Origin of the sequence: Roseivirga sp. 4D4 (assembly GCF_001747095.1) — a bacterium.
In the GTDB taxonomy this organism is placed as follows: Bacteria; Bacteroidota; Bacteroidia; order Cytophagales; family Cyclobacteriaceae; genus Roseivirga.
Window position 1 is genome coordinate 2,627,678 of record NZ_MDGP01000001.1, and the last position, 24,420, is coordinate 2,652,097.

Consider the following 24,420-nt stretch of genomic DNA (forward strand, 5'->3'; position numbering starts at 1 on the left):
AATTTTGGCTTTCTTTTAATACGAGCAATTCAATACTCATGAAGATTTCTCTCAATTGGCTTAAGCAATACATTAACTTACCCGAATCTCCCACTGAAATAGGAGATTTATTGACACATTCGGGCCTTGAAGTAGAAGGACTTGAAGAGATAGAAAGTATTAAAGGAGGACTAAAGGGCTTAGTGATTGGCGAAGTACTCACTTGCTCCAAACACCCTAATGCAGATAAACTGAGCGTTACTACTGTAGACATAGGTACTGAAGAAGCTTCCCCAATTGTATGTGGAGCTCCAAACGTGGCCGCTGGACAAAAAGTTGTCGTGGCAACCGTTAACAGCATGCTCTATCCTTCCGGTGGAGAGCCTTTTAAAATTAAAAAGGCGAAGATTAGGGGTGAGGTCTCAATGGGTATGATTTGTGCTGAGGATGAAATAGGTCTTGGAGCCAGTCATGATGGCATTATGGTCTTAGATACGGACCTTCCGAATGGAACACCAGCGGCAGACTACTTTAATCTGGAATCAGATTTTGTATATGAAATTGGGCTAACACCCAACCGAGCTGATGCAGCTTCACATTTAGGTACTGCCCGAGATTTAAAGGCGCTCTTCCATAGAGAAATTTCATTGCCGTCAGTAGAAGCCTTTGAAATTGATAACACCTCAAGCAAAACCAAGGTAACAGTTGAAAATACTGAGGCCTGTCCAAGATATTCGGCCCTGTCAATCACAGGAGTGAGTGTAAAAGAGTCACCTGATTGGTTAAAGACGAAGCTTATGACGATTGGCATCAACCCCACAAACAATGTGGTTGATGTGACCAACTATATATTACATAGTCTTGGTCAACCCATGCATGCTTTCGATGCTGCTGCCATTACAGGAGATCATATAGTGGTCAAAACTATGCCAGCAGGCACCAAGTTCACCACTTTGGACGAAAAGGAAAGGACTCTATCGGATAGGGATCTCATGATTTGCAATGAGAAAGACGGCATGTGCATTGCCGGAGTCTTTGGGGGTATAAAGTCGGGTGTAACAGAAAAAACCACCAATGTTTTCCTGGAAAGTGCCTACTTCTCTCCTGACTATATCAGAAAGACTGCCCAAACACATCAGCTTAAGACTGATGCAAGTTTCCGTTATGAGCGTGGTACCGATCCGAACATGACCGTGTACGCATTAAAGTATGCAGCACTATTAATCAAGGAAGTAGCCGGAGGTCAGGTCAGTTCTGAAATCACCGACATTTATCCTGACCCTATCGGTCCGTTTGAGGTACCAGTGACTTACAGAAACATCAATCGACTTATCGGCAAGACCTTATCTCAGGATCAAATAAAAGACATTCTCATCAGTCTTGATATCGAAGTTTCTAATGAAACAGCTGAAGGATTTACGGCCATTGTACCGCCTTATCGAGTTGATGTTCAACGCGAGGCAGACATCGTTGAAGAAGTACTTAGAATCTACGGTTACAATAACATTGAATTAAAAGACACACTCAGCAGCACTTTCCTTTCGGAGTTCCCACAAAGGGATGCTGATGCCATTCAGCTTGAGATCTCCAGGTTACTGGCTGGGAGTAGCTACAATGAAATTGTTACGAACTCATTGACCAAACACACCTACGCAGAAGCAACTGAGAGCCTTGATGATAGCCAAAACGTTGACATCTTAAACTTTCTGAGCGAAGACCTGAACGTGATGCGCCAAAGTCTTCTATTCAATGGGCTCGAGGTCATTGAAAGAAATATCAAACGAAGACAAACAAACCTTCGGCTTTTCGAATTCGGAAAGACCTATCACAAGGTCAACGACAAATACAAAGAGAGAGAGCGACTAACGCTTTTCATTACAGGGAATAATACTGAGGAGAATTGGCTCGAGAAGAAAAGGGAGGCACACTACTTTGATTTGAAGACCACCATAAGTCAACTACTCAACAAGTTCGGTATAGACAATTACGAAACTTCTGAATCTGACAGTGACTTATTCGCCTACGGCTTAACAGTTTCCACTAGAAAAAAACCGCTGTTAACGATGGGTAAGGTGAATGCAAAACTTACCAAGCTCTGTGATGTGAAGCAAGAAGTCTTCATGGCAGACATAGATTGGACATTCCTACAGTCACTCTATCCACTCGGTGTAGACTTTAGACCTATCTCCAAATTCCCAGAAGTTAAGCGAGACTTATCATTAGTTGTTGACAAAGCGATAAATTTTGACCAGATTAGGAAACTTGCCTTGAAACTTGAAAGACAACTTATCACAAGAACGAGTGTCTTTGATGTTTATGAAGGTGATAAGATTGGTGAAAACCAGAAGGCTTACGCGATAAGCTTCTTCTTGCAAGACCAGGAAAAAACCCTGAATGACAAAGTGATTGATAAAACCATGAACAGACTCATCCAAGGATTTGAAAAAGAACTAGGTGCAATAATTAGAAAATAATGGCTGCTGAATCAATTGACCAAAAGCTCCTTCAGCTTGAGAATAACCTCAAGTCTTTGATAAATTCACAACAAAAAGAGAAGGAAGCCAAGGACCAATTGCTGCAGAAAAACAACCAACTTCAGGCAGAAGTTGAAGCACTGAAAGCGCAATTATCAGATTTTCAAAATCAGGATAAAATCGCTAAAATTGTATCAAGTACTACAGTAGAGAAGGAAGAATCTGCTGAGTTGAAACTTAAGTTAAACGAGTATATTAAAGAGATAGACAGATGCATTTCGCATCTGAGCTAAGCCACATAAAATAGATGGATCTTCTATCAGTAAGATTAAAAATAGGAGACCGTGAGTACCCAATGAAGGTGAAACCGGACGAAGAGGAAAGGGTACGTACTGCTGGTAAATACATTAATGATCAGTTAAAATCCTACCGAGAAAAGTTCGGTATTGACGATAAAGAAGATTTGTTAGCCATGGTCGCTTTTGATTGTATGGTTGCCAAATTAAAAAGTGAAGAGTCCTCAGGTGCAATCGATAGCACTACAGAAGACAAGATTCAATCGTTGAACCAAATGATCAAAGACGCTATCTCTTAAGCTCAATTTCAACTCTACATTTCTTCTCCTGTATAGATTATAAATACCTATGGGAGATATACTTACTATTATACTAGTAGCCATTGGAGCATTGGCACTAGGAATTTTTTTAGGGCGAATAGCTTTGCAAAAAGCAAACAAAAAGGCCCTCTTAGAAATAGAGGAAAAGAGCAAATTACTTGTCAAGGAAGCTGAGATTACAGCTGAGAGCATCAAAAAGGACAAGATTCTAGAAGCCCGTGAGAAATACATAAAAATCAAGGCCGACTTCGAAGAAGAAGCCAATCGCAAGAAGAATCAAATCATCTCTAATGAGAATAAGCTGAAGCAAAGAGAATCTAAGATCTCTAGTTTACAGGAAAACATTAGCCGCAAGGAAGCTGAGCTTGACAGCATGAAAGAGAATGTAGAAGCTCAGTTGGAGATTGTCAAGAAGCGTAAAGAAGAGTTGGAAAACAAGGTTGAAGCTAAGGTGAAAGCTTTAGAAAAAGTAGCCAACCTTTCCGCTGATGAAGCCCGAGAACAACTTATTGAAACGCTCAAAGACGAAGCAGAATCTAAAGCTTCTGCCCTAGTCAAAGACATCATTGATGAAGCCAAACTTTCCGGGGCTAAAGAAGCCAAGAAGATTGTGATCGAGTCGATCCAGAGGACAGCGACTGAACATGCCATTGAAAACTGTGTGTCTATTTTTAATATCGAAAGTGATGACATCAAAGGAAAAATCATTGGTCGTGAAGGAAGAAACATTCGGGCGCTGGAAGCTGCAACAGGAGTCGAGATTATTGTCGATGACACACCTGAGGCCATTATCATTTCAGGCTTTGATCCGGTAAGGCGCGAGATTGCAAGACTGTCTCTTCACAGATTGGTGACTGATGGTAGAATTCACCCTGCGCGAATTGAAGAAGTAGTTTCAAAGACCACAAAAAATATAGAGGAGGAAATCTCTGAAATTGGAGAAAGAACCGTGATCGATTTGGGGATTCATGGCCTTCATCCAGAATTGATTAAGATGGTGGGTCGTATGCGATTTAGATCGTCATATGGTCAAAATCTGTTACAGCACTCAAGAGAAGTTGCCAACCTATGTGCCACCATGGCTTCAGAGCTTGGGCTAAACACTAAACGCGCAAAACGCGCAGGCCTTCTTCATGATATTGGAAAGGTATGGCCTGAGGAGCCAGAGTTACCTCACGCAATTCTCGGTATGGAACTGGCCAAAAAATACAAGGAACACCCTGCCGTATGTAACGCCATTGGCGCACACCATGATGAGGTTGAAATGACTTCGATGATATCCCCATTGGTTCAAGCTTGTGATGCTATTTCAGGTGCCAGACCTGGTGCCAGAAGAGAGGTTATGGAATCTTACATCAAGCGATTGAAAGACCTTGAGGCACTTGCCCTTGGGTTTGAAGGGGTGAACAAATGCTACGCGATCCAGGCAGGTAGAGAGCTTAGGGTGATGGTAGATGCCGAGTCCGTGACTGACACTCTGGCGGGTCAATTGTCTTTCGACATCTCTCAGAAGATAGAAAAAGAGATGCAGTACCCTGGCCAAATCAAGGTCACTGTAATTCGTGAAATGCGGGCCGTAAACTACGCTAAATAGGCATTTTATTAACAAGAACTTGTCAAAGTCGAATGCAACAATTGTTGTATTCGACTTTTTTTATGGACTCAATTCATGGTGCTATTTTAAAAATACCCAAAACTAGGTATTGTCCTCCCCTGCTTAAAACATCAACTTTGATATAGTCAGTAAAGATTCAATAGTAGTCTGATTTAGTTGAGTCTCTTGGATTCGGGGTCACGTATGGTGACCCCTCCTCTTACACATTGGCCAATCAAACACGCACGCACTTGTTTAATTGATTAACCAACAACCAAAACCAAATAGTCATGAACTTTTTTTCTAAAGCAGTTCAGCACGTGTCACGGCAGTTTGAGTTATTACTGCTGCTGATCGTAATTTGCTTGATACTATTATTCTAAGTGCATAAAAAAAGCCTCCCGAATCAATCGGGAGGCTTTTTCATGATTATACTAATTCTTATCCATTCAAGACTTTCGCCATTGTTTCTCCAATGTCAGCTGGTGACTTAGCAACGTGAATTCCACATTCAGCCATAATTCTCATTTTAGCTTCTGCGGTATCTTCTGCTCCACCGATAATGGCACCAGCATGTCCCATTCTTCTACCTGGAGGCGCTGTCTGCCCAGCAATAAATCCTACCACAGGTTTTTTGTTACCTGTGCTCTGAATATACTCAGCTGCTAAAGCTTCATAGTTCCCACCAATCTCACCAATCATTACAATTGCATCTGTTTCCGGGTCTTCCATCAACAATTCAACTGCATTCTTGGTAGGAGTTCCAATAATTGGATCACCACCGATACCGATGGCAGTAGAAATACCCAGACCAGCCTTAGCCAATTGATCCGCTGCCTCATAAGTCAAAGTACCTGATTTAGAAACCAACCCTACTCTTCCTTTCTTGAAAACAAAACCAGGCATGATACCCACTTTCGCTTCACCCGGAGTAATAACACCAGGACAGTTAGGTCCAACAAGTGTAACATCTTTTCCTTTGATGTATTCCTTGGCATAAACCATATCTTTCACTGGAATACCTTCAGTGATTGCGATGATTACTTTAATCCCAGCATCTGCCGCCTCCATAATCGCATCCGCTGCAAACGCAGGGGGAACGAAGATGATAGAAACATTAGCACCTGTCTCATTCACTGCATCTTCCACAGTGTTAAAAACCGGTTTATCTAAATGCGTCTGTCCTCCTTTTCCAGGTGTAACACCTCCAACTACATTGGTGCCATATTCAATCATTTGACCAGCATGAAATGTACCCTCAGAACCGGTAAATCCTTGCACAATCACTTTCGAATCATTATTCACTAAAACGCTCATCGCAGTGGGTTTAATTTTGACGCAAAAATAGAATATAAAATGGCTCGACCAAAGAGAATGTACTTCAAGAAACATCCTTTAATCTGGAAGACGCACCCATAAAATTGACGGTGCTCCGTTTAACGCTTTTTAACTAAAAAAATGCTTGATCAATTGAAACTATTTCGCACAAGCCAGCGTCTATATTGCAGAAGTTAATTCTAAAAGAGAGAGATAAGTGAAGTAAGATCAGAATTAAATTCTACAAGAGAGCGATTTAAACATAGTTAGTTAGTTTTTAGTATTTTAAGGTTGAAGATGAGAGGGCCCCGATTTGTCGGGGCTCTTTCTATTTATTGACTACCTGAAATAGGCATTTGACAGTCAATTTTAACTGGCCTAATTACCTTATCTTACGAAAACATATAATCCACCATCAGTCATTTAGATAGGTGGTATATGATAATTCTATTCATTCCTTTATCTTTTGTCATTAAGCAAAAGTTCGGACGGTTAAGAGCTGTACTTTTGGTTTCATGCAATCATTTTAATCGGTGCAATTTTGAAACAACCCGAATTTCATGGTGCAAAAATCTTTGGTCTGGTTGCAGGACCTGCTCTTTTTGCATTATTAACGCTTTGGAGTCCCTCATCATCATTGAGCCCTGAGGCCTGGAAAGTTATAGCCGTAGCGGCCTGGATGGTGGTCTGGTGGATCACAGAAGCCGCACCTATTGCTGTAACGGCTCTACTCCCAATTGTCCTCTTCCCGTTGACCGGAATCTTCACTGTTGATGAAGCAACGGCACCTTATGCCAATAAGATCATCTTCTTATTCATGGGAGGCTTTATGCTGGGCTTGGCGATGGAACGACATAACCTCCATAAGCGAATTGCATTAAATCTGATTAGGCTCACGGGCACCAATCCGAATGGCATCATTTTGGGCTTCATGCTAACCACTGCCTTCATTTCCATGTGGATCAGCAATACTGCGACCACAGTGATGATGTTACCTATAGGACTTTCCATCATCAATTTACTCGGAATCGATCAGGCCTCAGAAAAAGGAAAGAAACGCTTTGCACTATCCTTAATGTTGGGCATCGCCTACTCAGCGAACATAGGAGGTACGGCTACCATTATAGGAACGCCCCCGAATGTAGCATGGGTGGGTTTTATGAGCGACATGCTCAATACTGAGGTGACATTTGCCAAGTATCTCAGTGTAGGTTTGCCCATATGCCTCATCATGCTTGGCATAACTTACTTCCTCATTACCAAAGTCCTTTACCCTAGTGGTATTGCCAAGCTATCTGACTCTGCACAAGTCATCGAAGACCAGCTTGCTGAACTAGGAGAAATCAGCAAAGCAGAAAAGAGGGTTGCGGTCATCTTTGTCGCGACAGCCCTTGCCTGGATTCTGCGTGGGAGCATTAACAATTGGTTCGACACCAACTTGTTGAACGACTCCATCATTGCTATTGCAGGGGGTATACTCATGTTTATTACGCCCCTTGAGATCAAGAAGACCAAGTTCCTTTTAGAGTGGGAATATACATCGAAGTTGCCCTGGGGAATCCTCTTATTATTTGGAGGAGGACTAACCTTAGCCAAGGCCATGGAGAAATCCAATATTGTTCAAGTAGTGGGCGAAACTATCGCTGGTAATGGTGATATCTCTCCTATCTTATTGATTGCGGGCCTAACTGCATTCATGCTTTTCATGACCGAACTGATGAGTAATGTAGCCCTCACGGTCATTTTTGTACCCGTGGTGATTGGCATATCTGTCAGCCTCAACGTTAACCCGATGTATCTGACCATGCCCGTAACTTTGGCTGCGAGTTATGCCTTTATGATGCCAATATCTACACCACCTAATGCCATTGTTTTCTCCAGTGGAATGATTCGAATCAAAGACATGATGAGGGCCGGAATTCTTTTGAATATCATTGCCATCATATTGCTTGTCATCCTATCGCAGACTTTAATACCAGCCATTTATTGATATGAAAGAATCAGCTGTCATTTTCGATCAACTTGTACAAGAAAGGCGATCCGTTAGAATTTACGATGCTGAAGCATCTTTTGATCATGAAGCGGTAAAGCGAAGTATAGAAAGGGCTGTGCTTGCACCGAATAGCAGCAATATGCAGCTCTGGGAATTCTATCGTATCAAATCACCAGATGCATTAAAACAAGTGGCCTGGATGTGTATGAATCAAAAGGCGGCCAAGACAGCCAGAGAACTAGTGGTAGTGGTTACGAGACGAGATTTATGGAGGAAGCGACAACGGGTCTTGCTCAAAGAAATTGAAGCGGTCTATGCCGGAAAAGAAGACAAGGGTGCTAAGAGAGCCATTGGCTATTACAAAAACCTTATTCCCAAATATTATTACTCCGATCCGCTGGATCTTTGGGGCGTGATTAAAAAACTCATCTACTTTTTTGTAGGCCTCAAGCGACCGATGGTCAGACACGGTAACCGTGCTGATATCAGAATCTCAGTACACAAAAGTGCCGGACTAGCATCTCAAAATTTTATGATGAGTATGCAGGCCGAAGGATACAATACATGTCCTATGGAAGGCATGGACGCCAAACGCATAAAGAAATTCTTGGGCCTCCCCAGAAAAGCCGAAATCAATATGGTCATCGGTTGCGGCCCTGGATTGAAAGAAGGTGTATACTCCGAACGCTTCAGAGTTCCAAATGAAGAAGTGATCTTTGAAGTTTAATTTTTATATTCAGTCACAACCAAAATTCAACCATGAAAAAACTTCTAACCACATTCCTAATTCTATTTGTCTGCATCAGCGCAACTTCTTGCATCAATTTCATTGAAAGAGTATTCTTCAATGCCAATGGTAGTGGTGAATATACCTTCTCGGTAGACATGAATCAGTTGAAAGCCCTGGCCGAAATGAGCGGTGAAGACATCTCTTCCGAAAAAATGATGAGCGACATGAACATGGACGAGAACAAAATGGTCGCGAAACTAGAAGCTATTGATGGTGTCAGCAATGTCAGAACTGAATTTGACGATGAAAACTTTACAGTTACTGTGGGATTTGATTTTGCCGATATAGATGCACTCAATGAAGGTATGAGCACCTATCTAGCCGACTCCACAAAATCTGAAATTGAGATGTTCGAGTTTTACAGCATGAACAAGAAAACGATCACCAGAACGGGTATTAATCGAATCCTTGAGTCCTTTGAAGAAGGCTTAAATCAAGGAGCAGGTGACGAAGAAATTGATATGGGCATGATGAAGATGATGTTCGGTGACTTGTATTTCGCTAGTGAAATAGCTTTTGCGAAAAAGATCAAATCATTCTCGAATGAGGAGTACGAGCGGAAAGACGACAACACGATTCGCTGGATCGTTTATCCGTTTAAGGATGAAGATGCCAAAAAGGATATGTCCGTAGTGGTCAAAATCAAATAACTCTTTTGACTTAACGCTTCCTTAGACTCATATCAGCATCACGCTTAGCTTTGAACTCTGAGCCCTCATTCCATTGTGGAAAATAGGTCTCATTGGCAATGCGGTAGCCTACATTGAACAAGAGCTTAGCATCCTGAGCAATGCCCTTCAAGTCCCATTCATCAGGTAAGTAATTATCCTGTGGTTGGTGATACCTAATGGCCAAGTACTCTTGGGTTTTCTGGTCAGTAAACTCAACTCCCTTTTCCATGGATTCATAGGAACCAGAGGCGTACAGTGCTGGAATCCCAACCTTGGCAAAATTGAAATGATCTGATCTGAAGAAGTAACCTTTTCCTGGGTCTGGATCCGGTATCACATACCTTCCCTGTTTTTCGGCCTCAGCGGTAGCATACTTATCGAGTTCCGATTGACCATAACCCGTAATTGTCAGGTCTTTCATCTCTCCATATGCTGGAAGCCCGTCCATGTTAATATTGGCAACCGTCTGGTTTGGTGGGAAAATTGGGTTTTGACCATAGTAAGCAGAACCCAGCAAACCCTGCTCTTCAGCCGTGACAAATAGGAATACCACCGATCGCTCAGGTTTAGTTTCTAGTTTAGCGAATGCCTCAGCAATACCCAACATTCCTGTAACCCCCGTGGCATTATCGTGTGCTCCATTGTAAATGGAATCACCATCTATAGGGGCTCCCACACCCAGGTGATCCCAATGTGCAGAATAGATAATGTATTCATCAGGTCTTTCAGTCCCTTCGATCATTCCCACTACATTTCTGGACATATCCTTTTTGATGGCATTTTCAACTCCCACACTTGCTGTCAAACCCATAGAAACGGGTTTAAAATCCTTGCTTTTTGCCAGGTCTGAATAATCTTTAATTCCGGCTTCTCTAAAAAGTGAGACAGCAGTATTTCTAGTAATCCAACCCTGAATAGCGCATTTATAAGGCGGGTTTGCATCATCAAGATTAAGTTTAGCCCCTGTCCAGGAACTCTCAACCACCAACCATGGGTAACCAGCCGGAACGGTCTCATGAACGATCAGCACACCCGCAGCTCCCTGTCTGGCGGCCTCCTCATACTTATAAGTCCACCTGCCATAATAAGTCATTTGATCTCCTTTGAACAACGTGCTATCTCCAGAACCAAAACCCGGATCATTCACTAAGACAACTACCGTTTTGCCCTTTACGTCAAGCCCCTCATAGTCATTCCACCCATATTCTGGTGCAACAATTCCGAAACCTGCATACACCAACTCCGAGTTTTCAATGGAAACTTTCTCTTCGACACGCTCGGTATACACCACCACGGAATTGCCGGTTTCAAACTCTAGCGTTTTCCCATTTCCTTTGACAGTCATTACCTCAGATTGGGTTCCGGTAATCTCAACCAATGGCACTTCTTGAAAATAGCTATCACCATTACCAGGCTTGACTCCCATCGTTTTCAACTCTGACTCCAGATAATAGATTGTCTTTTCCTCACCTTCAGTAAAAGGCTTTCTACCTAAAAACTCATCTGATGCCAAGATGGACATATGCCTATCTATGGTAAGTGTATCAATGGTGACTTCAGGAATCTCGGTAGTTTCTTGTGACTGACAACCCGCAAAAAATAAGGCTACCAATAGGCCAGGTACGATTTTCTTCATAATGCTAATCATTAGGGGAGTTGAAGATAAATAATTTTTGCCGGCTAATATGGCTTAGTTGAACTAGGTGATTAGTTTTATGTTATGAAGTGCTTCAGTTCTGTATTGAATTTTGTCTTAATCTTATCGATCGTCCCCCTTTCTGCCCAAAGCTATTCTGATATTGCCAATCAGAAGACAGGAAATTATAGCCTTGAACCCTCTCCCTTGGTGGGACTTTGGGAAGTCACCGAGGTCATAGTAGGCGAAGAGACACTCACGCCTACGGCCAAATGGTTTGAATTTCTTCCCGATGGCACACTCTCTTCCGGCAATGGATGGCTGCAAAACTTCTATGGCAGTTATAACTACGACCAGGATACGAAAGAGCTTATACAAGCCACTGAGGGAAAAGCCGATGAATACGGAGCCTTCAAGATCAACCTAAGCAATGATGGCATGACTTGGCAGAGGGTAGAAGACGGTACAGGTGTAAAAGTGACCTTAAAGAGAGCCACTTATAAGCCACTGGCCCCATGGGACAAAATCGTGGGGAGGTGGAGCATTGAAAAAGCTGAAGGCCTCGACCCTGAAACAGGTGTGGTCAAATCCGAATACTCGATGCGACCCGGTGCCTACCTTTTCCGATGGGACAGAGAATATCGAAAGTTCGATGAAAACAATGAAAGAACAGAGATGGGCATTTGGCATATTGGTTCCCACTCTCCATCACTAAGCATTATGACCCAAGATGGCAAGACCAACGTCAAATGGGAAGTTTCCTTCGCAAACGATCAAATGATCTGGACGCAAAAAGGTGGTGCTGAAACCATGAAGGTGTATCTTAAAAAGGATTTATAGTTTATTAATCAAGTACTTTGGCTTATCTTCCATTAGTACTTTATCAACATTTAACCTACACATATGAAGAGGCATACATTCTACCTTTGTTTCCTTCTAACTTGTGTATATGCCTGTAGTCCGATTTCAAACCTTAGGAACGATTCAAATCAGAGAGCTGATATCAAGGATGAAATTCTGTTCTTGACTTTAGAAGCTACTAAGTCTGACGATTCAATCTCTTTCAAAATCTTAAATCAAAAGTTAGTAGATGGCAAGATTAAAAGACCGATGCCATCGGAGCTAAGTCTTTCTGAATTCTTTAAGGTCAGTTTTAATGACAGAAAAGGAAACTCCTTGTTAGAGGTTGCCATTGAAAACCCATTGAATAAAGTTGTAGAAGTACCTTCTGAGAATGGCACCTTCTCCAGACAACAGGTGGAGCTTGACAAGTCCTCAGTGGTTTTAAGGGTTAACTACTCTAGCAGAATGGACAACATCTCCATTTCGCATAATACCAATGAGCTTATTACAACCCTAAAACTTGACGAACAATGAGATTAAGATTGATAATAGCGGCATTAATTGTGAGTTGTTCAATCAGTTTTGGGCAAACATTTCCTACTGATACGCTGATCTATAATGGCCCCGGTGAAAACAGAATTAATCTTGTGTTCCTTGGTGATGGGTATTTAGCGGAAGATTTGGATAAGTACATTACTGACATTAACAATATCACTGCCCAACTTTTCGATGCTACACCATTTAAAGAATACAGCAACCATTTTAATGTAATAGCAATCAAAGTTCCATCTAATGAAAGAGGGGCCGCCAGAGACCCAAGTAATCTAATAGACAACTATTTTGGAAGCACATATAACTTTGCTGACATCGACCGACTGTTGGTTCCCACCAAAAACGGTGTTGTAGCGTCAGTCTTAGCCGATAATTTCCCTCAATATGACCAGGCCTTCGTTTTGGTTAATGATGACAAGTATGGCGGCAGCGGTGGTTGGCTAGCCACTTCCTCAACCAATGCTTCAGCCGGTGAAATCGCTATACATGAAATTGGCCACTCCATGGCAGGACTGTCAGACGAATACTGGGCAGGATCACAATTTGCCAGGGAAACCGCTAACATGACACAGGAGACCAATCCTCTTCAAGTCAAATGGGCAAATTGGATGGGTGATTTCGATATTGGTATTTATTCTCATAGCGGAGATGCTACCTGGAAAAAACCTCACCAGAATTGTAAAATGCAATTTTTAGGGGTCCCTTTTTGTGCTGTTTGCAACCAGACATTTATAAATACATTCAGCGAACTGACTATCAACTACGATGACTTCACACCTGAATCTCAGAACGGTCTGAATAGTCAAAACAACTTTGATGTATCCACCCTGGAGCCAACACCGAATACTTTGAAAACATGGTGGCTTTTGAACGGTGACACTTTGGCAAAAAACAACAATACACTTTCAGTTGCTACCTCTGACTTTTTGAATGGGTCTAATGAGCTAAAACTTACCCTTGTTGATACGACAGCTTTATCGCGCCTGGATGTTCTTAATGCACAAAGCATTACCTGGACTATCGATAGAAGTACCTCTCCAGAAACTGTTTCAAGCAACCAAAAACGGTTCCTGATCATCAGAGCGGACTTGACACCCGACATTATTACTTCAATTGACGATCCATTCATTGAGGAAATCGGATTCAAGGCTTATCCAAATCCGACATCAGACTTGCTCACAATCACTTTCAGTAACACACAAACCGTCAACTTTAACCTACAACTAGTAGGTATGGATGGTCAGGCTCATCAGAAAGTGCCCGACAGAATTCTTCCACCCGGAGATCAAGTGTTCGAGATCAACACAGCTCAACTTAAAAAGGGAATATACTTAGTGCAGATGGTAGTTGGAGATAGATTAGTTGTTCACAAAATCTTGAAATAGCCTACTTAAAGAAACACTGACCAAAAGTCTAACTACTCAATACTAGATACGCAGTACTCTAATACCCATACTTCTCTTTCCACATCACCTTGAGGCGCTTACGCATTTCTTCTTCACGCGCATTCTTCCCTGGATCGTAAAGCTTAGTACCCTTGATTTCGTCAGGCAGAAACTCCTGATCTACAAAATTCCCTGGAAAATCGTGTGCGTACTTATAGCCTTTACCATAGCCCTCTTCCTTCATTAATTTAGTCGGTGCATTTCTGATCGGCATCGGTACGGATAGATCGCCCGTTTTTCGGACAATGCTTTGCGCCTGGTTAATCGCCATATACGCAGCGTTGCTTTTAGGTGAAGAGGCCAAATAAGTGACTGCCTGAGAAAGTATAATTCGACCTTCAGGATAGCCGATTAAATTCACGGCTTGGAAAGCATTGGTCGCAATAACCAAAGCAGTGGGGTTTGCATTGCCAATATCTTCGGAAGCCAAAATCACCAATCTTCTGGCGATGAACTTAATGTCTTCTCCCCCTTCTATCATCCGCGCCAGATAGTAAACCGCAGCATTCGGATCACTTCCTCTAATGGACTTGATAAAGGCCGAGATAATGTCATAATGCTGATCTCCAGATTTATCATAGATCGCCACACGCTGTTGTGCAATCTCGAGGACCTTATCATCCGTCACGGTTACCTTCTCCCCACCCAGGTTTTCAACAACCAGGTCGAGTAGGTTGAGTAATTTCCGAGCATCACCTCCCGAAATACTGAACAAGGCTTGAGTCTCTTTGAGCTCAACCTTCTTTTTACTGAGGATTTCATCTTTCTCAAGAGCGAGTTGAACCAAGCGTTCCAAATCCTCTTTCGAAAGGGCTTTAAGCGTGTATACCTGAGACCGAGAGAGCAATGCAGAATTCACCTCGAACGAAGGGTTCTCGGTGGTGGCACCTATCAAGGTAATGTCTCCCTTCTCCACCGCACCTAGGAGTGCATCTTGTTGAGACTTGGTAAACCGATGGATCTCGTCAATAAAGAGAATGGTGTTGGTCTGGAACTTAGCCCTTTGAATTACCTCTCTGACTTCCTTCACTCCTGAACTAATCGCACTCAAGGTGAAAAATGGCGCTTTCACTGCATTTGCGATGATGTTGGCAATGGTCGTTTTACCTACACCAGGAGGTCCCCAAAGAATCATTGAAGGAATGCTCCCAGACTCAATGGCCCTTCTCAAAACCCCATTCTTACCCACCAAATGCTCCTGACCAATCAGGTCATCCAAGGTCTGTGGTCTGATGCGTTCAGCAAGAGGTTTGGAAGCGTAATTCATTCCCTGAAATTAGGAATGTTGGTTGAGAGAATCAGTATACCGGTTAAGAAATTCGAATAAGAATTCAACCGTAAGCGTCATTCATATCGCAATGACTCAACCGGATTGGTTACCGCGGTTTTTATGATCTTTTGACTCACCGCAAGCAAGGCCACACCCAAGACCAAGATCATGGGAATGAAGAACAGGAAGCTCGAAATATCGATATGGAAAGCAAAACTATTTAGCCAACGGTTAATCCCATAGTACGCCAATGGTACTGCAAGCACAAAGCCCAAAAGCGCAAGGGTCAATATCTCTCTGGTCAACAGAGAAAAAATTGTAAATACTCTCGCACCCAGAACCTTCCTTATTCCCATCTCTTTTGCCCTTTGCGAAGTGGCAAAGGAAGAAAGTCCGTAGAGTCCAAGACATGCCACAGTAATGGCCAACAATGCAAAAACTGTAAACACTTTGGAGTTAAGCTCATCAGACCTGTACTGACCATCAAAATGGCTGTCAAGAAAGAAATACTCAGGTGGATTGCCCGGAAATACTTCGCCAAATACCTGCTCTACAGATTTAACTACTTTCTGCACTTGATCTGAACTTAGACCTAAGGCATAGTATGAATCAAAGGCTTCGCTTCTCACAAAATACATGGGGTCTTTCGGTCTATTCAGAGACTCATGATGATAGTCTTCAATAATGCCGACAATCTCTCTGGGCTCCCGGGTAAATTCATAAATCGTTTTACCGATCGCTTCCTTTGGATCCAGAAAACCAAGCTCCTTGGCAGCAGAAACATTCAGAACAATAGGAGTAGTACTATAAGCTCTCTGGGGATCAAAATTTGAGCCTGCAACAAAGTTGACATTCAGAATATCCAGAAAGTGATTGTCAACCAAAACGCGTTCAATAGCATGCATATGTGCTTCACTCTCAGAGACAGTGGATATGGCAATACCTCTTAATATCCCACTCCCTGGTATTTCAGTGGTAGTACCCACCGAACCAACCCCAGGTATGGCCGCTACCCTTTCTTTGAAGAGTCGAATGTCTCCAACCCGCTCTTCCAGGCTACTTCCATTTCTTATGGTCGGATTTTTGAGAATTAGGATTTGTTCTTTGTCGAAACCCAGCGTTCTACTTTTCATAAAGTCGATCTGCTCCTTGATCGTATAAGTACCTATAATTAGTACAGAAGTAATCAATAGTTGAAAAACAACCAGGGCTTGCCTCAAGCTGACGCCTGATGTTGTTACGCTCAACTTCTTTTTGAAAGCATCTAAGGTTTTATAGCGAGCAATGATTATGGCCGGATACAAGCCAGAAAGCAGCATGCCTACACAAAAAATAATCGCTGCGATACCTCCATATTTACTCCAATCGATAGCGCCTAAGCTCAACTCCTTTTCAATGAAGTTATTGTAGGAAGATTGTAATAGTAAAACGGACCCTAAGGCAATTAATAAGGCCATTAGATTTAACAAAAAGGCCTCGGTAAAGAATTGGCCAATGAGCTCATTCATTTTAGCGCCAAGTACTTTTCTAAGCCCCACTTCTTTGGCCCTGTCTAATGATCGGGCGGTGGACAGGTTTATATAATTCACCCATGCAATGATCAGTATGAAAACCGTAATAATGATCAGCATTTGTATCGCGGTGCTGTCCCCCACCCGTCCAACTTCATTCTGATAGGTTGAATTCAGATGAACGTCCTTTACAGGAGTAAGAAAATATGAGTTAACCCTTAGGTATTCACCATTTTCATCCTTTTCGGTGTAGCCCTGTTTGTACTTAAGTGTAATTGAGGACATTTTTTCCTCGATTACCCTTGGGTCGGCATCCGATCTTAATTTCACATAGGTTAGAAAAGAGTAGTTTCCCCAGTTGTTACTATAATCGTCTTCTCCTCCCTCCAGTGTATACAATGTGGCATAGGAGATCAGCACTTTAAGGCTTACCTGCATATTGAAATCGGGTACTCTTATAATGCCAACGACTTTTAGGTCCTTAGAAAAAAGAACGTTGCTGAAGCGAATCGTCTGACCCAAAGCTCCTGCCGAACTTCCAAAGAACTTCTCTGCATATTCTTCTGTGATCAAAGCTGTATTGGGTTCAGTCAAACCATTAACACCAGAGACCACAGAAATATCAAAGAGATCGACAATCTCACGATCAGCAAAATAGGAGGCCGGTTCTTGATAGTTGATCGATGGGTTTTCCAGGCTGGTAATAATATTCGCACCACCCCGATCTTCGGAGATATTATATAATCTGGCAGCCATTTCCACTTCGGGAAGCTCCTTGATCATAGCAGGTGCTACACCTGAGAATGTCATGGCACTTTCATAAATCGTCTGCCCAAACCTGATGTAGTTATTCTCTACCCGATACATTGTTTCTGCCTGGCTGAACTGATCATAGTCCAACTCATCGGAAACGTGCTGCATAATCAATAAGGCAATGGCTATTCCGGAAGAAAGTCCCAATAAGTTCAACAGACTGTAGGACCAATGTCTTCTAAAGTTTCTGAAGGAACTTTTGACAAAGCTCAATAATAAGCCATTAAAGGCGCTGGGCTTTGATTTTGTAGGCTTGAACAGGCGCAAAGCACTTATCACATCAGCCAAATACCAGATTTGAGCAAACAGCACTCCCCTCTTCTGGACCCTCCATTCAAATACCTCCAAAAGATCTCCCTGAACTTCATTCAGATATTCTTTCCGACAAAATTTGCCGAGCAACCAAGTAGCTAACCTAGGAGGGGATTTAGGTCTTTTGCCTTCCATCATTATTCCCTATGTAAAAGGTTAATCGGATTCACCCTTGATGCGGCTACCGTCTTGAGACTCACACTCACCAGGCTAACCAATAGAATGATCAAACCGGGAAGTACAAAAAACAAAACCCCGAGACTTATTCGATACGGAAAGGATTCCAGCCAGCCTTCTACAGCCCATAACGATAGTGGTGTGGTCACCACGGCTGCCAGTAAAATCAACACTAGAAAATCTCTGTTCAAATGATTCACAATACTGGATGCTTTTGCACCCAACACTTTTCGAATACCAATTTCCTTGCTTCGAGACAACGTAATGAAAGACGATAGACTATAGAGACCAATACTGGCGATCAGTATCGCGATCAGGGCGAAGAAGCCAAACGATCGGCCGAAACGCTGCTCATCTTGATAGTTTTGTTCGAAGTGATCGTCCAGAAAATAGTAGTCAAAAGGATTTCCAGGGAACACCGTATTAAAGGCCTCTTCCACTTCGGCCAGACTCTTTTGAATGGAACCACCATCGATTTTAACCAAGTGATAGTCCAAGCCCCAACTGCGTGTTCCAACAATCATTGGCACCACCTCGCTTTTCAAACTTGTGTGATGATAATCTGAAATAACACCGATAACATTCACCCACTCATCTCCTTCATATAACCTTTGGTTAACCACTTCCTCAGGATTACTAAAGCCCAATGCCTTTACCGCAGATTCATTCAGTACCACAGATTTTTCGTCCACAATAGTATTTCTAAAGTCACGACCGGCTATAAATGGTATATCGAGCAACTTGAAGTAGTCATACTCCACATAAATGGCTCGGGCCTCAATTTCGTTCTCTTCAACCTCCGTCAAGTTGATGTCCTTTCCTTTTCGGAGCACACTGCCCGGTAAGGCATCAGTGACGGCATAGTCTTTTACAAAAGATTTTGAGCTCAATAATGATTTGAATAGGTTTTTATGATCTCTATCCTCATCGGCAATCATATTAAGGTTACCTGGTTTTGCAATGACCAAAACCTGCTCTGGCTCCATGCCCAGATCGTTGTTCATCATAAAGTCCACTTGCTTCACAATGGCCAGTAATCCGGTAATCAGGAATATTGATATGCCCGCCTGTAAAATCACTAGCCCTTTTCTTACCAACAGTCCACTTCCTGAAGTTTTAAAAACGCCTTTGAGTACCGTTGCAGGTTTAAAACCTGACAAGACGAAAGCCGGATAGATACCAGCCACCAAACCTGATGTAAGAATGATTCCACCGATCAGGAGTATATTCTTTACATCATTAAAGAGATACCACTTTTCAGCTACGGGTAAAAACTCATTGAAGTAAGTGAAGCTCAGGCTGAAGAATAGAATACCAATGGCAAAGGCAATGAAACCGGTTAGAACCGACTCAAACAAAAACTGCCATACCAGCTGTTTTCTTGTTCCACCTAGCACCTTTCGCATACCAGTCTCTTTAGCACGACCCAAGGCGGTAGCCGTAGTCAGGTTAATGAAGTTAACCCAAGCCAGTACCAGTACGAAAACACCCAAAATCAGCAGGGTATTCAGTTTTTGAACATCAGCTACAGCTTTAACCTCTTCCCTGATAGCGGCAGAAGTGTGGATGCTAGCCACTGGCATTAAACTCAACTGATAAGCGTATCCTGGGTAGGTTATTGGCGCGTTAATATTTTCTTCAAGTACCGTAGTAATTGATTCATGGTCCGCATCAGGCGTCAGTTTTAAATAGGTTAGAAAGTCATGAGCACCTTCCCAATCTTCATCATAGCGAAACCTTGCCGTCAGGTCTCTCTTCACCTCTCGGGTAAAAAGTGTTTCGAATGAAATGAGCATATCAAAGGCTAGATGAGAGTCTCCGGGAAAATCCTCAAACACACCACTGACAGTAAGCACCTCGTGATTTTCATCATCATCATCGAAAATGATCGTTTTGCCAACCGCAGATGCTCCCTGGAAATACTTTTGTTGGAATGACTTTGATATGATTATCTCAAAAGGCTGGTCTAAAACGAATTCGGCATCACCTTCTATCATATTTAAGCCAAGTATCTTTGGAGCATTCGCTGTAGCATGCATGACACCAGACTCATTGAAGGAGTTTTTCCCTCGATCATCCAGGCTGATAACGCAATTGTTCTCACTACCAGAATTGAAGAGTTTAAAGTAACCTTCAACCTGAGGAATTAACTCATAGGCATTTCGGCCCACGGCAGGAACCGCCTCGGCATTCTCAAAGACCAAGAGTGTATCGCGTAAAAGCGTGCTATTAACACGAAATAGATTCTCGTGTTCTGGAATAAATGTGTCGTAATTCTTCTCGAATGAGACGTACTGAAAAATGGCTAGAAAAACCATGAACCCACAGGCAAGACCAAATAGGTTGGTGACCGTTTGAGATTTGTTACGCATAAATGTGCGTAGTGTGACCTTTAAAGAAATCATTGCTAAAAAATTAAGTTTGACCGTTGTTTTGTTGTGTATTCTCATCAACCGCATGGCCGAAAATGCATCTAAAAAATATCGGAGATTGGCGACCGTTTTACCCCTCTCTTCTACTCGCCAGCAGTACACTTCGTGTACATCGCCCAGTACCTCTTCTGCATAGTCCTTCCGACAAAATAGCTTCACTAACCATTCAGCAAACTTTGGAGGTGCTATGAGCTTGTTGTTTTCCATCAAGACATTTTGGGCACCATATCCCAGATTTGGGTTTTGGTTTTGACCGCTTCTTCGGCACTATGATAACCAAGTTCGGTGGCTTCATACATTACTTTTCTTCTTCCTCCTCGCTGGGCAGAAGGGTCTCCGGTGTAGGATTTCAACATCTTCTTTTTCTCCAGCCGCTTCAGTACCATCACCACCGCTGGCAAAGTGATCGACTTGTTAGTGTGCTCTGCGTATAGCTTGACTAACTCTGCTCCATATGACTCTCTTTCTCTTAAAACGAGCAAGAGAATCAATTCTTCGAGGGCTCCTAGTGTCTGATTCATAATTCGAAATCCTTATTTCCTAAACACAAGTATACAAAACATTTGTTTAGGTAATCAAATTATTAAGTAAATATTTGTTTAGGATATATATCAGTGGTCTAGAAATCTGACCAAAAACCGCACTAATCAGCTAATTCATCAATAACTGCCGAGTAAAACGAGGCCTTCCGCTCCCGAGGAATTTCTTCCGTTCCCTTAAAACCTCCACTTGATGCGAAGCGCTCAGCGTAAGTTTGATCAAACAAAAAATCAAAATATCATGAAACAACGCATCTTAAAATTTAGCATTCTCACGCTTATCAGCATCTTGTTTGCCATAAGTAATCATCTGTCTTATGGCGAAGTAGCACCAGGTATTAAGACCAGAGTCATCGGTAAAGGTCAGCCTGTAATTATGATTCCTGGCCTCACCTGTGACGGCTCCGTTTGGGATGAGACCATCGAGGCTATGGGCAATAACTACCAGTACCATGTCATGACACTACCGGGCTTTGCAGGCAATGCACCTTTAGAAGACCTAGAAGCTGGTTTCTTCAAGCAGGTGGAAGCCATGGTGTTGGACTACATTGATGAAAACAATATCGAAAAGCCCATCATCATTGGACATAGCCTTGGCGGCTTTATGGCTTTGAATATTGCGATCAAAAGACCAGACCTTCCTTCCAAACTGGTCATTGTAGATTCTCTTCCTTACTTAACACAGGTTCAAATGCCACAAGCACAAACTCCTGAGCAAGCAGAACAAATGGCTAATCAAATGAAGTCTATGGTTGCCGCCAGTGCTGACCAGCCCAGAGCTAACAAGGTAGCTTACCAAAAGCAAATGCTTCAGACAATGATTATTGACAAGGATAAAATTGAAATTGCGGCTGGCTGGGGTGCCGATAGCGACCTGCACACCGTAGGGCAATCTATGTATGAAATGTACACTACTGACATTCGTGAAGACTTGGTCAAAATCAAAGTGCCCACATTGGTATTAGGTGCATGGGTGGCTTACAAACCTTACGGCAGTACCAGAGAAAGTACTCTAGCTATCTATACCGGTCAGTATGAGAAACTCAATAACGTGATAGTTGACATGACGGACATTGGTAACCACTTCATCATGTGGGACGACCCTGAGTTCTTCTACGGCTGGTTGAAAAAATTCCTCTAAATCACAATTCATGAATGGTGGGTGATAAATGTTAAATTATCCACCATTCTTCACAACTATGAATAAGAAACTCGTTTACTGGCTATGTCAAATCGGAGGGTGGCTTCTTTATATAGCCTTCTCAACTGCCATGATTGTTATTTTTGGAGGGTTGGGGGCAATCACTCAGTCCGCCATCCTACTTCAAATCATCATCTTCTTTACCCTTGTTTTATTTTCACACTTTTTTCGTCTCTACATTCTCAGAAATAATTGGGTTGATTTAAGTATTCTTCAGCTGACGGTTCGCGTCTTAATTGGCGCTTTGATTGTAGCGATTGCCGCCCAAGGTATCATCCACATTTTTATCTACTCCATCCTCAAACTCGATGATTTATCAGCATTTAGCTGGGCAGCCTTTGGTGGGTACGTCTTTAGTGTCTATGTGGTACTTATGCTCTGGTCTACCATTTATTTCTTCATCAAAAACACGGAGAAAAATCGCAAAAATGAAATGGAGAAATTAGCCCTGAAAACTGACTTACAGGAAGCAGAGCTGATGATCCTGAAGAACCAGATCAATCCACATTTTTTATTCAATGCCCTGAACAATATCCGTTCTCTAATTCTATCAGATCAGAATCGAGCCAGGCAAATGGTCACCCACATTTCCGATCTCTTACGTTACTCTATTCAGTTCAATGCATCAGAAAAAGTCACTCTGAGCCAGGAAATGGATATTGTGCAGGACTACCTGCAATTAGAGTCTATTCAATTCAACGATCGGCTGGCCTATGTACTGAATATTGCAGACGAAACTCGGGAACTTAGTATTCCTCCTATGGCCATTCAACTACTTGTTGAAAACGCCATTAAACATGGTCTGTCTATTCAAAAGAATGGTGGATTTATTAGGATCGAATCGAGCAGAGAGGAAGACGCTCTGGTAATCAAAGTCACCAATACAGGTCAGTTAGGACAGAAACAAGGTCGTGAAGGGATTGGCCTCAAAAACCTGGTAGAGCGCATGAAGATTCTCTTTGGCCCATTCGCAAAATTCAGTCTGGAAAACTCGTCAAAAGACACCGTCACCGCTACACTCAATATACCTATCCAATGAAATCAATTATTGTAGACGACTCGCACCTCGCCAGGCAGGAACTCAAACACCTGCTAAAGACTTTTGATGACATTCGAGTAATCGGTGAAGCAGAAAATGCCGAGCAGGCAAAAGAGCTCATTGAGGAATTAAAACCTGAATTGGTATTTCTGGATATTCAAATGCCTGATAAAGATGGCTTCGGGCTTTTAGCAGAACTAGAAGATGTCCCTGAGATCATTTTTATCACCGCATTCGATGAGTATGCAATGAAAGCATTCGATCATAACGCGCTGGATTACCTTCAAAAACCAGTCAAAGAGGATCGCCTTTCCTTAGCCCTTGAAAAGGCTAGAGAAACCATAAAACTTCGTGCTGAACAAGAAGCAAAAAGCCAGCAACTGGGGCTTAATAATCAGGTATTTGTCAAAGACGGTGAGGCATGTTGGTTCGTAAGCTTAGCAGAAATCAGGGTGTTAGAAATCATGGGCAGCTACACACGCATTTACTTCAAAGATCAAAAACCGATGATCCCCCGATCGCTCAACTATATGGAAGGTCGCCTTGATCCAGAAGTATTCTTTCGGGCTAACCGACAGCAAATCATCAACCTTAAATACATCGAAAGAATTGAGCCCTGGTTCAGTGGCACCTTAAAAGTTTACTTAAAGGATGGTGAAGAAATAGAAGTATCTCGTAGACAAAGTATTAAATTCAGGGAGTTAATGAGCTTCTAATGTCAAGAACACATTTACTCCTCAGTTTACTTTTAGTCCTTAGCCTCGGTTGTCAACAAACCCTAGAAAAGGGTACAGAAAAGGACCTTATGACCACCCTTGACAAATTCAACCTGGCATTTGCCGAAGGAGATTTAGACTTCCTCGATCGGCATACGACAAGCGATTATCGGCATACCAACAATTCCAACAAAGCCTTTGGCAAAACCTCTTGGTTTGAATACCTCACTTCAAGAAAAGAAGACCTAAATAACGGTGTGCTTAATTTGCAACGCTATGAGATGTCTGAAATTGAGGTGCAGCTTTATGAGAACTCCGCTGTAATCACTGGGCTCATTTACACCAAAGGGAACCATTATTCAGAAGCCTTTGACCGACAATTGAGGGTTACCCACCTTTGGGTTTTTCAGGAGGGCATCTGGAAAAGGGCCGCCTTCCATGATACACCGATAGAATAGTCACATTAATCCATTTATTTCCTTGGGAAGCTTTTTCTTAAA

20 protein-coding genes are annotated in these 24,420 nt (G+C 42.4%); 14 read left to right on the plus strand and 6 right to left on the minus strand.

All coding sequences use genetic code 11. The features are described from left to right. The first annotated feature begins 38 nt into the window (after window positions 1-38). Genes pheT through rny form a run of 4 tightly spaced genes read left to right on the plus strand, consistent with a single transcriptional unit; the run spans window position 39 to window position 4,663 of the window. A complete protein-coding gene (gene pheT / locus BFP97_RS11560) occupies window positions 39-2,453 on the plus strand; it encodes a phenylalanine--tRNA ligase subunit beta (protein WP_069842573.1) in 2,415 nt (804 codons plus the stop codon). Continuing rightward, complete coding sequence (locus tag BFP97_RS11565) at window positions 2,453-2,746, plus strand: hypothetical protein (protein WP_069842574.1); 294 nt, start codon at window positions 2,453-2,455, stop codon at window positions 2,744-2,746. The genes pheT and BFP97_RS11565 overlap by 1 nt, the downstream gene beginning before the upstream one ends. 14 nt (window positions 2,747-2,760) lie before the next feature. After that, on the plus strand, window positions 2,761-3,048 hold the full coding sequence (locus tag BFP97_RS11570) for a cell division protein ZapA (RefSeq protein WP_069842575.1): 288 nt from the start codon (window positions 2,761-2,763) through the stop codon (window positions 3,046-3,048). A 49-nt stretch (window positions 3,049-3,097) separates the two neighbouring features. Then, entirely contained in the window at window positions 3,098-4,663 is a 1,566-nt protein-coding gene (gene rny / locus BFP97_RS11575) for a ribonuclease Y (RefSeq protein WP_069842576.1), read from the plus strand. Window positions 4,664-5,104: 441 nt separating this feature from the next. Here the strand turns inward: rny and sucD are convergent, their stop codons facing one another. Next, window positions 5,105-5,980, minus strand: a complete 876-nt coding sequence (gene sucD / locus BFP97_RS11580; RefSeq protein WP_069842577.1) for a succinate--CoA ligase subunit alpha — start codon at window positions 5,978-5,980, stop codon at window positions 5,105-5,107. Window positions 5,981-6,521: 541 nt separating this feature from the next. On the opposite strand from sucD, the gene BFP97_RS11585 reads away from it, so the two are divergent. The 3 genes from BFP97_RS11585 to BFP97_RS11595 are packed head-to-tail and all read left to right on the plus strand — an operon-like array spanning window position 6,522 to window position 9,413. Beyond that, window positions 6,522-7,970 (plus strand): SLC13 family permease, encoded by a 1,449-nt coding sequence (locus tag BFP97_RS11585; protein WP_069842578.1) that lies wholly within the window; start codon window positions 6,522-6,524, stop codon window positions 7,968-7,970. Window position 7,971: 1 nt separating this feature from the next. Further along, window positions 7,972-8,700, plus strand: coding sequence for a nitroreductase family protein (locus BFP97_RS11590; protein WP_069842579.1), 729 nt, complete (start codon window positions 7,972-7,974; stop codon window positions 8,698-8,700). Between the two features lie 32 nt (window positions 8,701-8,732). Continuing rightward, on the plus strand, window positions 8,733-9,413 hold the full coding sequence (locus BFP97_RS11595) for a hypothetical protein (protein ID WP_069842580.1): 681 nt from the start codon (window positions 8,733-8,735) through the stop codon (window positions 9,411-9,413). Between the two features lie 10 nt (window positions 9,414-9,423). Here the strand turns inward: BFP97_RS11595 and BFP97_RS11600 are convergent, their stop codons facing one another. Then, entirely contained in the window at window positions 9,424-11,070 is a 1,647-nt protein-coding gene (locus BFP97_RS11600; protein ID WP_069844286.1) for a M28 family metallopeptidase, read from the minus strand. 84 nt (window positions 11,071-11,154) lie between these two features. On the opposite strand from BFP97_RS11600, the gene BFP97_RS11605 reads away from it, so the two are divergent. The 3 genes from BFP97_RS11605 to BFP97_RS11615 all read left to right on the plus strand — a co-directional run bounded on the left by BFP97_RS11605 (window position 11,155) and on the right by BFP97_RS11615 (window position 13,850). Beyond that, window positions 11,155-11,910 (plus strand): hypothetical protein, encoded by a 756-nt coding sequence (locus BFP97_RS11605; protein WP_069842581.1) that lies wholly within the window; start codon window positions 11,155-11,157, stop codon window positions 11,908-11,910. 63 nt (window positions 11,911-11,973) lie between these two features. Further along, window positions 11,974-12,447: a hypothetical protein gene (locus BFP97_RS11610; protein WP_069842582.1), complete on the plus strand. Its 474-nt coding sequence runs from the start codon at window positions 11,974-11,976 to the stop codon at window positions 12,445-12,447. After that, window positions 12,444-13,850 (plus strand): M64 family metallopeptidase, encoded by a 1,407-nt coding sequence (locus BFP97_RS11615; protein ID WP_069842583.1) that lies wholly within the window; start codon window positions 12,444-12,446, stop codon window positions 13,848-13,850. Before BFP97_RS11610 ends, BFP97_RS11615 begins: the two co-directional genes overlap by 4 nt. A 58-nt stretch (window positions 13,851-13,908) precedes the next feature. Here BFP97_RS11615 and BFP97_RS11620 read toward each other — a convergent pair whose 3' ends face one another. The 4 genes from BFP97_RS11620 to BFP97_RS11635 all read right to left on the minus strand — a co-directional run bounded on the left by BFP97_RS11620 (window position 13,909) and on the right by BFP97_RS11635 (window position 20,946). Further along, a complete protein-coding gene (locus BFP97_RS11620; protein WP_069842584.1) occupies window positions 13,909-15,177 on the minus strand; it encodes a replication-associated recombination protein A in 1,269 nt (422 codons plus the stop codon). Between the two features lie 77 nt (window positions 15,178-15,254). Further along, a complete protein-coding gene (locus BFP97_RS11625; RefSeq protein WP_069842585.1) occupies window positions 15,255-17,954 on the minus strand; it encodes an ABC transporter permease in 2,700 nt (899 codons plus the stop codon). Then, window positions 17,954-20,632, minus strand: coding sequence for an ABC transporter permease (locus BFP97_RS11630; protein WP_069842586.1), 2,679 nt, complete (start codon window positions 20,630-20,632; stop codon window positions 17,954-17,956). Before BFP97_RS11630 ends, BFP97_RS11625 begins: the two co-directional genes overlap by 1 nt. Further along, complete coding sequence (locus BFP97_RS11635) at window positions 20,632-20,946, minus strand: PadR family transcriptional regulator (RefSeq protein ID WP_069842587.1); 315 nt, start codon at window positions 20,944-20,946, stop codon at window positions 20,632-20,634. Before BFP97_RS11635 ends, BFP97_RS11630 begins: the two co-directional genes overlap by 1 nt. Window positions 20,947-21,205: 259 nt before the next feature. Between BFP97_RS11635 and BFP97_RS11640 the strand changes: the two genes are divergently transcribed. The 4 genes from BFP97_RS11640 to BFP97_RS11655 are packed head-to-tail and all read left to right on the plus strand — an operon-like array spanning window position 21,206 to window position 24,378. After that, window positions 21,206-22,105 carry an alpha/beta fold hydrolase gene (locus BFP97_RS11640; protein WP_069844287.1) on the plus strand — a complete coding sequence of 300 codons (900 nt, stop codon included), beginning with the start codon at window positions 21,206-21,208 and terminating at the stop codon, window positions 22,103-22,105. 58 nt (window positions 22,106-22,163) lie between these two features. After that, window positions 22,164-23,204: a sensor histidine kinase gene (locus tag BFP97_RS11645; RefSeq protein WP_170827456.1), complete on the plus strand. Its 1,041-nt coding sequence runs from the start codon at window positions 22,164-22,166 to the stop codon at window positions 23,202-23,204. After that, window positions 23,201-23,920, plus strand: a complete 720-nt coding sequence (locus tag BFP97_RS11650; RefSeq protein WP_069842589.1) for a LytR/AlgR family response regulator transcription factor — start codon at window positions 23,201-23,203, stop codon at window positions 23,918-23,920. Before BFP97_RS11645 ends, BFP97_RS11650 begins: the two co-directional genes overlap by 4 nt. Next, on the plus strand, window positions 23,920-24,378 hold the full coding sequence (locus tag BFP97_RS11655; RefSeq protein ID WP_069842590.1) for a nuclear transport factor 2 family protein: 459 nt from the start codon (window positions 23,920-23,922) through the stop codon (window positions 24,376-24,378). The genes BFP97_RS11650 and BFP97_RS11655 overlap by 1 nt, the downstream gene beginning before the upstream one ends. The last annotated feature ends 42 nt before the right edge of the window (window positions 24,379-24,420 follow it).